Annotated in this window: 11 protein-coding genes; 8 read left to right on the forward strand and 3 right to left on the reverse strand. The window is 60.2% G+C overall.

Features of this window, described 5'->3' with window-relative positions; genetic code table 11:
* Positions 1 to 10: 10 nt before the first annotated feature.
* A complete protein-coding gene (gene polA / locus ACWR1S_RS21150; protein ID WP_454564840.1) occupies positions 11 to 2,815 on the forward strand; it encodes a DNA polymerase I in 2,805 nt (934 codons plus the stop codon).
* A gap of 424 nt (positions 2,816 to 3,239) precedes the next feature.
* Here polA and yihA read toward each other — a convergent pair whose 3' ends face one another.
* The gene (yihA, locus tag ACWR1S_RS21155; RefSeq protein WP_007911767.1) at positions 3,240 to 3,881 is read right to left on the reverse strand and encodes a ribosome biogenesis GTP-binding protein YihA/YsxC; all 642 of its coding nucleotides are present in this window, start codon (positions 3,879 to 3,881) and stop codon (positions 3,240 to 3,242) included.
* Positions 3,882 to 4,072: 191 nt separating this feature from the next.
* Here yihA and ACWR1S_RS21160 point away from each other — a divergent pair, with 191 nt between their 5' ends.
* From ACWR1S_RS21160 to ACWR1S_RS21190, 7 genes are all read left to right on the forward strand, one after another.
* Positions 4,073 to 4,363: a c-type cytochrome gene (locus tag ACWR1S_RS21160; RefSeq protein ID WP_034152239.1), complete on the forward strand. Its 291-nt coding sequence runs from the start codon at positions 4,073 to 4,075 to the stop codon at positions 4,361 to 4,363.
* A gap of 43 nt (positions 4,364 to 4,406) precedes the next feature.
* Positions 4,407 to 5,018 carry a c-type cytochrome gene (locus tag ACWR1S_RS21165; RefSeq protein WP_008081240.1) on the forward strand — a complete coding sequence of 204 codons (612 nt, stop codon included), beginning with the start codon at positions 4,407 to 4,409 and terminating at the stop codon, positions 5,016 to 5,018.
* Between the two features lie 187 nt (positions 5,019 to 5,205).
* Complete coding sequence (locus ACWR1S_RS21170; RefSeq protein WP_077575197.1) at positions 5,206 to 5,847, forward strand: thiol:disulfide interchange protein DsbA/DsbL; 642 nt, start codon at positions 5,206 to 5,208, stop codon at positions 5,845 to 5,847.
* Between the two features lie 14 nt (positions 5,848 to 5,861).
* The gene (locus ACWR1S_RS21175) at positions 5,862 to 6,740 is read left to right on the forward strand and encodes an endonuclease/exonuclease/phosphatase family protein (protein ID WP_454564841.1); all 879 of its coding nucleotides are present in this window, start codon (positions 5,862 to 5,864) and stop codon (positions 6,738 to 6,740) included.
* A complete protein-coding gene (locus tag ACWR1S_RS21180) occupies positions 6,737 to 8,812 on the forward strand; it encodes a diguanylate cyclase (RefSeq protein WP_454564842.1) in 2,076 nt (691 codons plus the stop codon). The genes ACWR1S_RS21175 and ACWR1S_RS21180 overlap by 4 nt, the downstream gene beginning before the upstream one ends.
* Positions 8,813 to 8,913: 101 nt before the next feature.
* Positions 8,914 to 9,696, forward strand: coding sequence for an N-acetylmuramoyl-L-alanine amidase (locus tag ACWR1S_RS21185; RefSeq protein WP_454564843.1), 783 nt, complete (start codon positions 8,914 to 8,916; stop codon positions 9,694 to 9,696).
* Positions 9,697 to 9,772: 76 nt separating this feature from the next.
* Positions 9,773 to 11,386: an EAL domain-containing protein gene (locus ACWR1S_RS21190; protein WP_454564847.1), complete on the forward strand. Its 1,614-nt coding sequence runs from the start codon at positions 9,773 to 9,775 to the stop codon at positions 11,384 to 11,386.
* Here ACWR1S_RS21190 and ACWR1S_RS21195 read toward each other — a convergent pair.
* Complete coding sequence (locus tag ACWR1S_RS21195; protein ID WP_454564844.1) at positions 11,383 to 13,173, reverse strand: KinB sensor domain-containing domain; 1,791 nt, start codon at positions 13,171 to 13,173, stop codon at positions 11,383 to 11,385. The two genes, ACWR1S_RS21190 and ACWR1S_RS21195, sit on opposite strands and share 4 nt — an antisense overlap.
* A 10-nt stretch (positions 13,174 to 13,183) precedes the next feature.
* The coding region (locus tag ACWR1S_RS21200) for a sigma-54 interaction domain-containing protein (protein WP_454564845.1) at positions 13,184 to 14,199 on the reverse strand (1,016 nt) is incomplete at its 5' end.

Consider the following 14,199-nt stretch of genomic DNA (forward strand, 5'->3'; position numbering starts at 1 on the left):
GATCCTGCTCATGAGCCAAGCCCCCCTCGTCCTGGTGGACGGTTCGTCTTACCTGTACCGCGCCTTTCACGCGCTGCCACCACTGACCACCTCCAAAGGCCTGCCGACCGGTGCGGTCAAAGGCGTGCTGAACATGCTCAAGAGTCTGCGCAAGCAGTACCCGGACAGCCCGTTCGCCGTGGTGTTCGACGCCAAGGGCGGGACATTTCGCGATGAAATGTACGCCGAATACAAAGCCAACCGCCCAAGCATGCCCGACGACATGCGCGTGCAGATCGAGCCGCTGCACCAGAGCGTGATCGCTCTTGGTTTCCCGCTGCTGTGCGTGGAAGGCGTCGAGGCCGACGACGTCATCGGCACCCTCGCCCGCAGCAGCGCGGCGGCAGATCGTCCGGTGGTGATCTCCACCGGCGACAAGGACATGGCGCAACTGGTCGATGGCCACATTACCTTGGTCAACACCATGTCCGGTAGTTCGATGGATGTGGAAGGCGTGAAGGAGAAATTCGGCGTCGCACCCGAGCAGATCATCGATTATCTGGCGCTGATGGGCGATTCGTCCGACAACATTCCGGGCGTTCCGGGCATCGGCCCGAAAACTGCGTCCGGCCTGTTGGTCGGGGTCAACGGCGGCCTCACCGAGCTGTACGCCAATCTCGACATCGTCCCGACCCTGCCGATTCGCGGCGCGAAAACCCTGCCGGCCAAGCTCGAAGAGCACAAGGAGATGGCGTTCCTCTCCTATCAACTGGCGACCATCAAGGTCGATGTGCCACTGGACGTCGAGCTCGACGATCTGCAAATGGGCGCGGAAGATCCGGCCAAGCTCTACGAGCTGTACTCGCTGCTGGAATTCAAAAGCTGGATCAACGATCTGGATCGCGACGCCAAACGTCTGGAATTGAGCGCGGCCACCGAGCCTGTGCCGGCTGGTGATCTGTTCAGCACACCAGCAGAAGAAGCGCCTGCCGCTCCTGCTGAAGCCGCTTACGAAACCATCCTAGATCAGGCGCGCTTCGACGTCTGGCTGGAAAAACTCAACAACGCCAAACTGTTCGCCTTCGATACCGAAACCACCGGCATCGACGCGCAGCAGGCGCAACTGGTCGGTCTGTCGTTCGCCGTGCAGGCCAACGAAGCCGCGTACATCCCGCTGACCCACTCCTACATCGGCGTGCCGGAACAGCTGGATCGCGACACCGTACTGCGTGCACTCAAGCCGATTCTGGAAGACCCGAGCAAGCTCAAGGTCGGCCAGCACGCCAAGTTCGACATGAACATCCTGGCCAACTGCGCCATCGGCGGCGACCAGAACCAAGGCATCAACGTGCGCGGCATCGCGTTCGACACGATGCTTGAGTCTTACGTGCTCAACTCCACCGCCACCCGCCACGACATGGACAGCCTCGCGCAGAAGTACCTGGATCACACCACCGTGAGCTTCCAGGACATCGCCGGCAAAGGCGCCAAGCAGCTGACCTTCGACCAGATCGCGCTGGAGCAGGCCGGGCCGTACGCCGCCGAAGACGCCGACATCACCCTGCGTCTGCACCAGACTTTGTTTGAAAAGCTCAGCGCCATCCCGAGCCTGGCCAGCGTGCTGACCGACATCGAGATTCCGTTGGTGCCGGTGCTGGCGCGCATCGAACGCCAAGGCGCGTTTGTCGACGCTGAGCTGCTCGGCATCCAGAGCATCGAGCTGGGCAACAAAATGGTTGCGCTGGAGCGCGAAGCCTTCGAAATCGCCGGGGAAGAATTCAACCTTGGGTCGCCGAAGCAACTGGGCGTGATTCTCTACGAGAAACTCGGCCTGCCAGTGCTGAAGAAGACCGCCAAAGGTCAGCCGTCCACTGCTGAAGAAGTGCTGGCGAAACTTGCTGAAGACGATCACCGCTTGCCGAAGGTGCTGATGGAGCACCGCTCGATGAGCAAGCTGAAAAGCACTTACACCGATCGCCTGCCGGAGCAGATCAACCCGCGCACCGGGCGTATTCACACCTCGTATCACCAGGCCGTGGCGTCGACCGGGCGCTTGTCTTCCAGCGATCCGAACCTGCAGAACATCCCGGTGCGCACCGCTGAAGGTCGACGCATCCGTCAGGCGTTTGTAGCGCCAAAGGGCTACAAACTGCTGGCGGCGGACTATTCGCAAATCGAACTGCGGATCATGGCGCACCTGTCCAAGGATGAAGGCCTGATGAACGCCTTCCGCAACAATCTGGACGTGCACACCGCCACCGCTGCCGAAGTGTTCAAGGTCGAACTCAACGAGGTGACTTCCGACCAGCGCCGCGGCGCCAAGGCGATCAACTTCGGCCTGATCTACGGCATGGGCGCGCAGAAGCTCGGCAAGGACATCGGCGTCGACACCAAGACCGCCAAGGCCTACATCGACACCTACTTCGCCCGCTATCCGGGGGTTCGCGAATACATGGATCGCACCCGCGCGCAGGCGGCGGATCAGGGTTATGTCGAAACCTTCTTCGGTCGTCGCCTGTACCTGCCGGAAATCAATTCGAACAAGCCACAGGAACGCGCTGCCGCCGAGCGCACGGCGATCAACGCGCCGATGCAGGGCACGGCTGCCGACATCATCAAGAAAGCCATGGTCGCGGTGGATAACTGGCTGGCGACGTCCGGGCTGGACGCCAAAGTCATCCTGCAGGTGCACGATGAACTGGTGCTGGAGGTTCGCGAGGATCTGGTCGAGCAGGTCAGTGCCGAAATTCGCGTGCACATGAGCGAAGCGGCGAAACTGGACGTGCCGCTGCTGGTTGAAGTGGGCGTGGGCAATAATTGGGATGAGGCTCACTGAGCCTTTTGAACACGGTTTGCCGCGACCTGTTGTCGTGGCAACGCCGGTAAAACCTGCTTATTTCGAAAAGCGCTTGGGGTTATTCCAAAGCTTTTTGAAAAAAATCTGAACTAATCTGGAAGGACACCACTCAGAGATACTGAATGGCTGGTGAAGCCCTTCGATGCTCCTATGTTGTGTTAAGTGTTGGCAGATATCTGAACCCCGCCCTAGCGGTTCGGAACTTAAACCCCGGAATTTCTCCCTCCCCAATGAAATCCGGGGCTTTTTTTGCCCAAAAATCGGCTGTAGCACGCTCAGACTGCGTTGAAAGCACAGCTAAAAATGCTCATTTAGGTACCCTAAAGTCGAGCGCGACCCCGGCCGCTTTTCACTGTGCTTTCGCCTTGCCTGCGCCCACCACAGCCAATTTTCTAATCCCTGTTTACTCAGCCGCCTCGGCGCCTTTGTCTGCCAGTTCCATCCAGCCTGCCAATACAGTGTAGGCCTCTTCCAGGCCCATGCGTTTTGGTGCGGAGAAAAGCTGGATGGTGACCAGATCACCCCACCCCTTACGAATTTCCGACTGCACCTTGAGTAGGGTGTTCTTGGCTGCGCCGTAGGTCAGCTTGTCGGCCTTGGTCAGCAGGATGTGCATCGGCATGCCGGCCGCAACGGCCCAGTCGAGCATCAGCAGGTCGAAGTCGGTCATTGGATGACGGATGTCCATCATCAAAATCAAACCCTTCAAACTCTCGCGGCCACCGAGGTAAGCCTCAAGGTGACGCTGCCAGTGCATCTTCAGCGGGATCGGTACTTTTGCATAACCGTAGCCCGGCAGGTCGACCAGACGGCGATCTTCGTCTAGCTTGAAGAAGTTCAACAGCTGTGTGCGACCCGGCGTTTTCGAGGTGCGCGCCAGGCTGGCGTGAGTCAGGGTGTTCAGTGCGCTGGATTTGCCGGCGTTGGAACGACCGGCAAACGCCACTTCGAAGCCTTCGTCGTCAGGGCATTGATCGACTTTGGCGGCACTGAGCATGAACGTGGACTGTTGGCACAGGCCGAGGATGGGATTCTTGAGTTGCATGGGATTTCCGATGTGGGCGGCGCCGGGATTGGGCGCGGAACGCGGTGTCGCTTCCGTTTCAGTGACGCCAGTATATAATGCCGCAGATTTTGTGTGTGCTTTGTCCCAGCGAAGGATGAAGTTCACGAGAGCGACAGACTTTGATTGCGCATTAGAACGCAGAACGCTCTCAACCCTGAAAAGGTCGTTTTATGACGAAATGGCTGCTGGCTGCCGGAGTCTTGATGCCGCTTTACAGCGCACAGGCTACACAGGATCCGGAAGCTGTGTACAACCGTGTTTGTGGTGCCTGTCATTCCGGCCAACTACCCATGGCGCCCGAAAGAGGCGATCAGGAAGCTTGGACGCCGAGGTTGGCGAAAGGTATGGAGACGCTGGTGCAACACGTGACCCAGGGTTTCAAGGCGATGCCGCCGCGTGGTTTGTGCATGGACTGCAGTGCCGAGGATTACCAAGCCATCATCCTTTGGATGAGCGAGTAAACCCGGTCCATAACTTAACCCTTAGCCGTAGTTGGATTAGCTGATGAACAAATTGATCGTGAGTCTGCTGTTGACCGTGGGAATCTCAGGCTTCGCCCATGCTGCCGGTGATGCCGCAGCGGGCCAGGCAAAAGCCGCCGTTTGCGGAGCCTGCCATGGCCCGGACGGGAACAGCATGGCGCCAAATTTTCCAAAACTGGCCGGTCAAGGTGAACGCTACCTGACCAAGCAACTGCACGACATCAAGTCGGGCAAGCGCACCGTGCTGGAAATGACCGGATTGCTGACCAACCTGAGCGATCAGGACCTGGCCGACATCGCTGCCTACTTCGCCAGCCAGAAAGGCAGCGTCGGCGCCGCCGATCCGAAGATCGTCGCTCGCGGTGAAGCCTTGTTCCGTGGCGGCAACCTCGCCAAGGGCCTGCCAGCCTGCACCGGTTGCCACTCGCCGAACGGCGCCGGCAACGCCGCTGCCGGCTTCCCGCACCTGGGTGGCCAACACGCTCAATACATCGCCAAGCAGCTGACTGATTTCCGCAAGGAAGAAGGCGGCCGTACCAACGATGGCGACACCATGACCATGCAGACCATCGCCAAGCGCCTGAGCGACGAAGACATCGCTGCGGTCTCCAGCTACATTCAAGGCCTGCACTAAGAGCATTTGGCAGCGATAGATCTCGCGCAACGTTAACGCTCGATTAATCCGTCGCAGCAAGTATAAAAAGGGTGGCTTTGGCCGCCCTTTTTTGTGGCCGCTGCCGTTACACTACAGAACTCATGCCCGCCAGGATCTGTCTGAAAACAGGTCGCGCGAGGCGACCCAAATTGTCCAGGAGTAAAGCATGCGTAATCTGATCATCAGCGCCGCTCTCGTCGCTGCCAGCCTGTTCGGCGTGACCGCTCAAGCCGCCGAAGCCCCAGCCGCCCCTTACGTCGAGCTGGCCAACCCGGTACCGGTTGCAGAGCCTGGCAAGATCGAAGTGGTCGAGCTGTTCTGGTACGGCTGCCCGCACTGCTACGCCTTTGAGCCGGTGATCAACCCATGGGTTGAAAAACTGCCGTCCGACGTCAACTTCGTGCGCATCCCGGCCATGTTCGGCGGCCCATGGGACGCTCACGGCCAGATGTTCCTGACCCTGGAAGCCATGGGTGTCGAGCACAAGGTTCACAACGCCGTGTTCAACGCGATCCAGAAAGAACACAAGAAGCTGACCGACAAGAACGACATGGCCGACTTCCTCGCCACCCAGGGCGTGGACAAGGACAAGTTCCTCGCCACCTTCGACTCGTTCGCCATCAAAGGTCAGATCGTGAAAGCTCGCGAACTGGCCAAGAAGTATGAAATCACCGGCGTTCCAACCATGATCGTCAACGGTAAATACCGCTTCGATATCGGCTCTGCCGGTGGTGCCGAGCAAGCGCTGCAACTGGCTGACCAACTGGTCGCCAAAGAGCGAGCGGCAACCAAGGCTGCTGCCAACTAAGCGCGGCAACCGCCATGCGCCGCTGGAAGTCTGAACGCATCGTTGGCCTGCATGATCCGCAGGTCAACGAGCATCACCTGGAGTCCACGGGCCTGCCCGCAGACCAGCGTCTGCGTCTGCTCAGTTTCAATATCCAGGTCGGCATCAGCACCGAGCGCTATCGGCATTACCTGACCCGTAGCTGGCAGCACCTGCTGCCGCACAACGGCCGCTCAGGCAATCTGCAAAAAATCGGCGACCTGCTTGGCGACTTCGATCTGGTCGCCCTGCAGGAAGCCGATGGCGGCAGCCTGCGTTCAGGCTACGTCAATCAAGTCGAACACCTGGCCCATCTCGGCGCCTTCCCCTACTGGTACCAACAACTCAATCGCAACCTCGGTCGACTGGCCCAGCACAGCAATGGCGTGCTCAGTCGCCTGAAACCGTCGGCAATTGAAGATCACCCGCTGCCTGGCCCGAAAGGTCGCGGCGCGATCCTGCTGCGTTTTGGCGAAGGCCCGGAAGCGCTGGTGGTGGTGATGATGCACCTGGCCCTTGGCGCGCGCACGCGCAGCCTGCAACTGGCCTACATTCGTGAGCTGATCGGCGGCTATAAACATCAAATACTGATGGGTGACATGAACACCCATGCCAGCGATCTGCTACAACATTCACCGTTACGCGATCTCGGTTTGCTGGCCCCGCAGGTGGAAGCGACATTCCCCAGCTGGCGTCCTCAGCGTTGCCTTGATCATATTTTGCTCAGCCCGACCCTGACCCTGGAAAAGGTCGAAGTGCTGGCCCAACCGATTTCCGATCACCTGCCGGTCGCGGTAGAGATTCGTCTGCCGGGTTCGCTCACGGCCGATGCATTGCCCGCGATGAGTCCTGCCCCTCGCGGAACCCCTGAATGAGCGACGACGCCCAGCGCTGGAAAGAGAAGTACCTCAAAAGCATCGAACAGCAGGACAAGCTCGAACGCCGTTGGGCCGCCAGGCTCGATTTGCTGCGTCGTGGTCTGGTGCGCAGCACGCTGGCTGCCGAGGGCACCGACAAGGTTGTTGATCAGTGCATGAAAGAGATGCGCGATGTGGTGCGTACCGACGACATGGACGCCGGCCTCGCCGCTCTGCTACCGCGCCTGGAAAAAGCCGTGCTCGATTCCGAGCAGCGCCGCGAGACCCGCATCGATCAGGTCAGTACCGCGCTGACATCGCTCGTTACCCAGTTGCAGGCGTTGCCGCTGCCGCGTGAAGTCGCTCAGCCACTGAAGAAGTTCGCCAAACAGCTGGATAGTCGCGTCGGGTCGGCGCGAGAAATGCCATTGCTGCTGAGTGAACTCAGCGGCTTGCAGGGTAAGGCGTTGAGTCAGCTGGAAACGCCCGCAGAGCCGGGTCGCCCGGGTCTGCTGCAACGGCTGTTCGGTAGCCGCGACAGCGAAGAGGTGCCAGCGACGGAATCACCCGCGCCGCTGCAAGCCTCGCCGCCACTGCAACCGCTTGCCCCACCGGCACCCGAGCCAGAGGCCGCACAGCCTGCCCCAGTCGCAGCGATTGAAACCGTGACGGCAGCTCCCGCCATCGACCCGCCTACGCCTGTCGAAACAACGAAGCCGGCCGCCCAGACTCAATTGGAGCCGGAACCGGCAGAAGTAGTTGCCTTTGTGCCACCGACTGTTGTCAACAACGTCATCAGCCCTGCGCTCGAACCGCAGGCTGAACGCTTCGAACCTGAGCCTGTTTTTGCCCCGGCTCCCGCTCAGACTGACATCGCGCCTGCCGCCATCAATCCTGATGAACTGACCCACCCCGGCGACCCGACACCACTGATCCTCGACAGCCTGCCGCTGCCTGAACCGATTGCGCAGGCGCTGGCTGCCATCGACCCGGAGCAGCCCGAGCACGACATTCTCTTCGCCCTGCCCGATTCCCCCGAGCCGTCCTACAGCTCGGTGGCCAAGCACATCGAAGACACCCTGATCGGTCTCCTCGACGACCTGACCCTGCCGGAGCGCCACCGCCCGCAAGCCGAAGCCATGCGCGAACGGCTCAAACACGGCTTGAACTGGTACGAACTGATCCCGATCCTCGACGATCTTGCAACGTTGATGCTGGCGATCACCGACAGCGGCCAGCACGAATTCGAAGCCTACCTGCAACAGCTCAACGAACGCCTCGAAGCGTTCCAGAGCAACCTGCAAGCCGCCAGCGAAGGCCATGCCGACAACAGCTCGGCGGCGAAAGCCATGGATACGCAGATCCGCGAGCAAGTCGACGGCTTGCAGACCAGTGTGCAGGAAGCAGCGGATCTGGATGACCTCAAGCAAGTGCTGGAAAACCATCTCGAAGGTCTGCTCGGCACCATGGATCAGCATCAGAAGCAGCGCGACGCCCGCGAGCAGGAAGTGGCGGCGCGGCTCAAAGGCCTGTCCGAGCGCGTGGCGCACATGGAGCAGGAAGCCCAGGGTTTCCGCGAACACCTCGAAGAACAGCGGCAGAAAGCTCTGATCGATCCCCTCACGGGCCTGCCCAATCGCGCTGCGTGGAGCGAACGGCTCGAGCATGAAATCAAGCAATGGCAGCAGCACGGCAACACCTTGAGCCTGGCCATGCTCGACCTCGATCACTTCAAACGCATCAACGACAATTACGGCCATTTGGCCGGCGACAAGGTGCTGAAGATCATTGCCACCGTGTTGCGCAAACGCCTGCGCGGCTCGGACTTCATTGCCCGTTTCGGCGGGGAAGAGTTCGTTCTGTTGATGCCGGCAACGCCGCCGGCAGTCGGCGCCAAACTGTTGGAAACCCTGCGCGCAGCGATCGAAGCCTGCCCTTTCCACTTCAAAGGCGAGCGGGTGACGATCACCCTTTCCATGGGACTGACGACATTTCGCGCGGGAGAACACAGTGATCTGGTATTGAAAAGAGCCGATCAGGCGCTTTACCGCGCAAAAAATGCAGGACGCAATCGGGTCGAGCTGGGCTGAGCAAATTGTTCCATTTTGTTTAAATCCGCCCGCTGACCGTCGAGACGCAAGGCAGTACGTTACACTGTTGCATTACTGTCTTGCGTGTATTGCCCTCTGCCATGAAATTCTTTGCCCTCCTCGCGTCGCTGCTCGTTCTGGCCGGTTGTGCCAGTAGTCCGCATTACGACACCCGCCATCCTTCGGCCAATTACGACAGCCGCATCCAGTTCGTGATCGTCCATTACACGTCGGCCTCGCTGGAGCGCTCGCTGCAATTGCTGACCCACGGTGAGGTCAGCAGCCATTATCTGATCGGCGACGACAAGGGCGGCACCGTTTACAAGCTGATGGATGAAAACCAGCGTGCCTGGCACGCCGGCGAAAGCCAATGGCAGGGCCGCACCTGGCTCAACTCAAGCTCCATCGGCATTGAAATCGTCAATCCGGGCTTCAAGGACACGCCGACCGGGCGCCTGTGGTATCCATACAGTGAGGCGCAGATCCAATCGCTGATCGTCCTGCTCAAGGACATCAGCAAACGCAACGGCATCAGCCCGCGCCACATCATCGGTCACAGCGATATCGCGCCATTGCGCAAACTCGATCCGGGGCCGCTGTTCCCCTGGAAGCGTCTCGCCGCTGAAGGCTTGGGCATCTGGCCGAACGAACAGGCGGTTGCGCGTCAGCAAATGCTGTTCAACAGCGGCGAACTGCCAAGCATCAGCTGGTTCCAGGCACAACTGGCGCATTTGGGTTACGACACACCGCAGACCGGTGAACTGGATGTCGCGACGCGGCACGTGCTGGCCGCGTTCCAGATGCACTTCCGGCCTTCACGCTTCGACGGCACGCCGGATGCGCAAACGGCCGCGCTGTTGCTGGTCCTCAATCAGACAAAATAATGACGCCCGCCCGACGGTCAGGGCGAAATTGCAATCAGCAGCTATAACTCATTGGTAATTCTTCGGATATTCCATGATGGTTGCTACCCGAGAGACGCTGCGTAGCTGGTTTTATCGCCCCTGGTTTTTGGCGATGATCGCGGCTGTCCTCAGTGCCTGCCTGCTGATAGCCGGCGGTATGTTCGTGGCAATGCGTCAGGTCGAACAAAACGAAAGCCAGGAAATGAACGCACAAGGCGAGCGTTTCCTCGCCCGCCTCGAACAATTGTTCGGCCAATTACGCGAAAGCCTCGATGACCTGGAGGCGCAGCCATTGCGCAGTTGTGACGATGAAATGATCGCCACGCTGCAACAAGTCACCTTCAATTATCGCTTCGTCTACGAAGCGGCCTATATGGATGCCTCGCGGATCTGCTCTAACCGCCCGCGCCAGGAAGGCCTGTCAGTGGTCCGCGCGCCTGATATCAAAGGCCCGACGTACAGTTACTGGCTGAACACCACCACTGAACCGGATGAAAACCGCGCAGCGCTGATGCTGGGGCGCGGCAACTTCCGCGTGGCCACCTCACGCGGGCACCTGACTGACATGGTCGATCTGTCGCCCGGCAGCAGCCTGCTGGTGGTGCTCGATCACGGCGCACGGGCTATCCCGGTCCTCGGCACGGCGCAGACCTGGCCACCGACCGAACATTGGCCACCGAAAAGTCGCGAGTCATTACAGGTCACTCAGACTCGGCTGATCTACCGCATGCCCACCGACAACCCGGAATATCAACTGGTGCTGATCACGCCGCGCAGCGGCATGCACATCCCTGCGATCTGGTGGTGGGTGGTTCCGGCCTGTCTATTGCTCGGCGCATTCGTAGGATTCTTTGTGTTTTTACTGGTGCGCCAGCGCCAGTCACTGGACGCCGAGCTTCACGGTGCAATCCGGCGCGGCGAGCTGCAGGTGCTCTATCAGCCGATCTTCGACCTCGACAGCCGCAACTGCGTCGGCGCCGAAGCGCTCCTGCGCTGGCGCCGCCCCGACGGCACACTGACCAGCCCGGACCTGTTCATCCCCATGGCGGAAAATACCGGGCAAATTCGCCAGATGACCGACTTTGTCCTCCAGCGTTTGCTGGAACAACTCGGTCCGGTGCTGCGGGCCAATCCGCAGCTGTATATCTCGGTCAACCTGGCAGCATGCGATGTGATGGTGCCGCGCATCGGCCAGGTCATGGCGCGGCTGCTCACGCTCCATCGCGTGGCCGCGCGGCAGATAGCTTTCGAGGTCACCGAACGCGGCTTGATTGATGTGGTGGTGGCGCGGGAAAACCTGCAAGCCTTGCGTGATGTTGGCCATCAGGTGTTGATCGATGATTTCGGCACCGGCTATTGCAGCCTCGCCTACCTGCAAACCCTGCCGGTCGACTGCCTGAAAATCGACAAAGCCTTTATTGATGCGCTCGGCCACGATGCGGCGAGCAGCGGCGTCGCCCCGCACATCATTCATATGGCGCAGGCACTGGATCTGAAGGTCATTGCCGAAGGCATCGAGCTGGAATCACAGGCCCAACTGCTCAGCAGCGAAGGCGTCAAGTTCGGTCAAGGCTGGCTGTTCGCCCATGCCCTGAGCGCGGTGCAGTTCATCGAACTGATCACCCGTGGCCGACGCCTTGCCGGACGGCGCATGGACGACGAAGCCTAAACCGCGAGCGCCATATAAAACTGCGTGCCCTGCCCCGGCCGCGAGTAAACGCCCATGCGTCCGCCATGCAGCTGGACGATTTCCTTGCACAGCGCCAAGCCCAGACCGGCACCGCCCTTCTTGCGCCCCACCTGCACGAACGGCTCGAAGATTCGTCCCTGCTGGCCGTAGGCAATGCCTTCGCCGTTGTCTTCGACGCTGATAATCACCCGCTCGCCATGCCGGCGTGCCTGCAGGCGAATCTGACCCTCGCGGGCGGTATGCCGCAGGGCATTGTCGATCAGGTTATCGAGTACGCGATCAAGTTGCGCCTGGTCGGCCTGCAAACGCGGCAACGGCCCCTGTACTTCGACATTCAGGGCGATGCCCTTGGCTGCCGCCGAATCGGCGAAGCGCAGTTGCGCCTGCTCCAGCAAGTCTTCGATGGAGCACGGCGCCAGGGTGAGTTTCTGCAAGCCATTCTGATAACGCGAGAAGTTGAGCAAGTCATTGATCAACTGCATCAGTCGCTGCATTTCCTCGTTGACGGTGTCGAGCAGATCCGCCTCGCGGGACTCCGCCGGAAACTTCGCGCGCTCACGGAACAAGCCGAACGCCATGTGCATGCCGGTGACCGGTGTGCGCAGCTCATGGGACGCGCGCAGGACGAATTCACTGCGCACCCGCTCGAAGGCGCGTTGCTCGGTAACGTCGTGCAAGACCATTACCGCGCCAAGGATATGCCCCTGCGTGTGACTGACCGGCGTCAGGCTATAGGTCAGCAGGCGCGATTCGCCGTCGACCTCAATACTCAAGTCTTCCGGCGCCCGCTCCAGCGTGCCGCCGCGCAAGACCAGTTGCAGCTGAGCATCCAGTTCCGGCCGTTCCAGCGCAGTGCCCAAGCCTTGGCCGAGGCGATCATCGTCCCAACCCAATTGGCGCTGAGCGACCGGATTGAGGTGTTCCAGATTTCCCTGGCGGTCAATCATCAGCAAGCCGTCATCGATGCTGTCGAGCACCGCTTGCAAGCGTTGCTGGCCGGCAAGCAATTCATCGACGTTGGTCGCCTGGTGCTCGCGAAGCGCCTCGGCCATCAGGCCGAAGCGTTTGGTCAGCTGGTTCATTTCCATCGCCGAAGAAATCGGCAGGGTCACTTCAAAATTGCCTTGGCCGATATTGTCAGCCGCTTGCGCCAACGCCTCGATCGGCGCGCCGAACCGCCTGGCAATCCCGTGGGCGGTGATGAAACCGATGATCAACACCGCCAATCCGACAAACCCCAGCAGACCGGCAATCAACAATGCCCGGTCGCGCGCGTCGTGTTGCACCGCGTTGATGTTGTCCAGCGCGTGTTTGTGCTCGGCAATCAGACCGTTGCGCAACGTATTGAAGCGCTCTCTGAAGTCGGCGCTGCTGCTCATCGAACCGGCCGGTTCACGGGACAAATCGAAAGCTTCCAGAAAGCTCAGGTAATCCGCTTTGGCCTGACTGAAGCCGTATTGCCGGCCATCCCCCTCCTGCTCTTGAGCAATGCCCTCATCAAGCAACTGGAAATAATGCTGTTTGGACGCTTCGAACGCTACGGGGTCAGGCTTTTCCGCCAGCATGATGATCAACTGATCACCCAGCGTCTGCCGTAATTTGAGGCCCAGATCCAGGGTGACGAAGTTGCTGCGCACCAAAGCTTCTTGCGTTCCCGCCATCTGCATCACGCTGACCAGCCCGAGCAGCAGCCCGAGCAAGGCCACGGTGATCAGCGCGGAAATGCTCAAGAACAAACGGGTCCGCAACTTCATTGCCAGTTTCATCGCCGGGCGCTCACAGGTTGTACTGCTTGCGCTTGCGATACAGGGTCGAGGCGTCGATACCGAGGGTTTTCGCCGCTTGATCCAGCGTGCCGGCGGTGGCGAGGACCGCACCGATGTGGGCCTTTTCCAACTCGTCGAGACTCAACGCCGCACCGACTCTTGGTGCATTGTTGGCCGGTTGCTCGGCCATGCCGAGATGGCTGATGTCCACGCGCTCCTGCGGGCAGATGATGCTTGCCCGTTCAACCACGTTACGCAGCTCACGGATGTTGCCCGGCCAGCGATAGCTCAGCAGCGCCTCGCGAGCCTCGTCGCTGAAGCCCCGTGCCGGACGAGCGTATTCTTTAACGAAGCGAGCGAGGAAGCGGTCCGCCAGCGTCAAAATGTCCTCGGCGCGTTCGCGCAGTGGCGGCAGGTGCAGGGTGATGACATTCAGGCGATAGAGCAGGTCTTCACGGAAACGCCCGTCACGGACCATGTCTTCGAGGTTGAGGTTGGTTGCCGCCAGAATCCGCACATCGGCGCGACGGGTGACCGGATCCCCTACCCGCTCATATTCCTTGTCCTGGATGAAACGCAGCAACTTGGGTTGCAACGTCAGCGGAAAATCGCCGATCTCGTCAAGAAACAGCGTACCGCCATCGGCCTGATTGACTCGACCCAAGGTGCTCTCGCTGGCACCGGTAAACGCACCGCGACTGTGGCCGAACAATTCACTCTCCATCAACTCCGCCGTCAGCGAAGGGCAGTTGATGGTCACGCAGGATTTCTTCTCGCGCTTGCTCCAGCCATGAATCGCTCGGGCCAGTTCACCTTTACCGGTGCCGGACTCGCCGAGGATAAGAATGTTGGCGTCGGTGCCAGCAACCTGACGGGCGGTTTCCAGTACGACTTTCATCGCCGGGCTGTGGGAATCGAGACCGTCCTTCGGTTTGCGGATCTCGCCCTCCAGCGCTTCGAGGCGCGCTGACAGTTGGCGCACTTCCAGTTGCTTGGCGGTGGCCAGACGCAGTTGATCAGGGCTGC

This window comes from Pseudomonas sp. AIG, from assembly GCF_977020205.1.

Coding starts and splice junctions, on each gene's coding strand:
- polA (WP_454564840.1), top strand. CDS start 11: ATGAGCCAAGCCCCCCTCGTCCTGGTGGACGGTTCGTCTTACCTGTAC.
- yihA (WP_007911767.1), bottom strand. CDS start 3,881: ATGCAACTCAAGAATCCCATCCTCGGCCTGTGCCAACAGTCCACGTTC.
- ACWR1S_RS21160 (WP_034152239.1), top strand. CDS start 4,073: ATGACGAAATGGCTGCTGGCTGCCGGAGTCTTGATGCCGCTTTACAGC.
- ACWR1S_RS21165 (WP_008081240.1), top strand. CDS start 4,407: ATGAACAAATTGATCGTGAGTCTGCTGTTGACCGTGGGAATCTCAGGC.
- ACWR1S_RS21170 (WP_077575197.1), top strand. CDS start 5,206: ATGCGTAATCTGATCATCAGCGCCGCTCTCGTCGCTGCCAGCCTGTTC.
- ACWR1S_RS21175 (WP_454564841.1), top strand. CDS start 5,862: ATGCGCCGCTGGAAGTCTGAACGCATCGTTGGCCTGCATGATCCGCAG.
- ACWR1S_RS21180 (WP_454564842.1), top strand. CDS start 6,737: ATGAGCGACGACGCCCAGCGCTGGAAAGAGAAGTACCTCAAAAGCATC.
- ACWR1S_RS21185 (WP_454564843.1), top strand. CDS start 8,914: ATGAAATTCTTTGCCCTCCTCGCGTCGCTGCTCGTTCTGGCCGGTTGT.
- ACWR1S_RS21190 (WP_454564847.1), top strand. CDS start 9,773: ATGGTTGCTACCCGAGAGACGCTGCGTAGCTGGTTTTATCGCCCCTGG.
- ACWR1S_RS21195 (WP_454564844.1), bottom strand. CDS start 13,173: ATGAAACTGGCAATGAAGTTGCGGACCCGTTTGTTCTTGAGCATTTCC.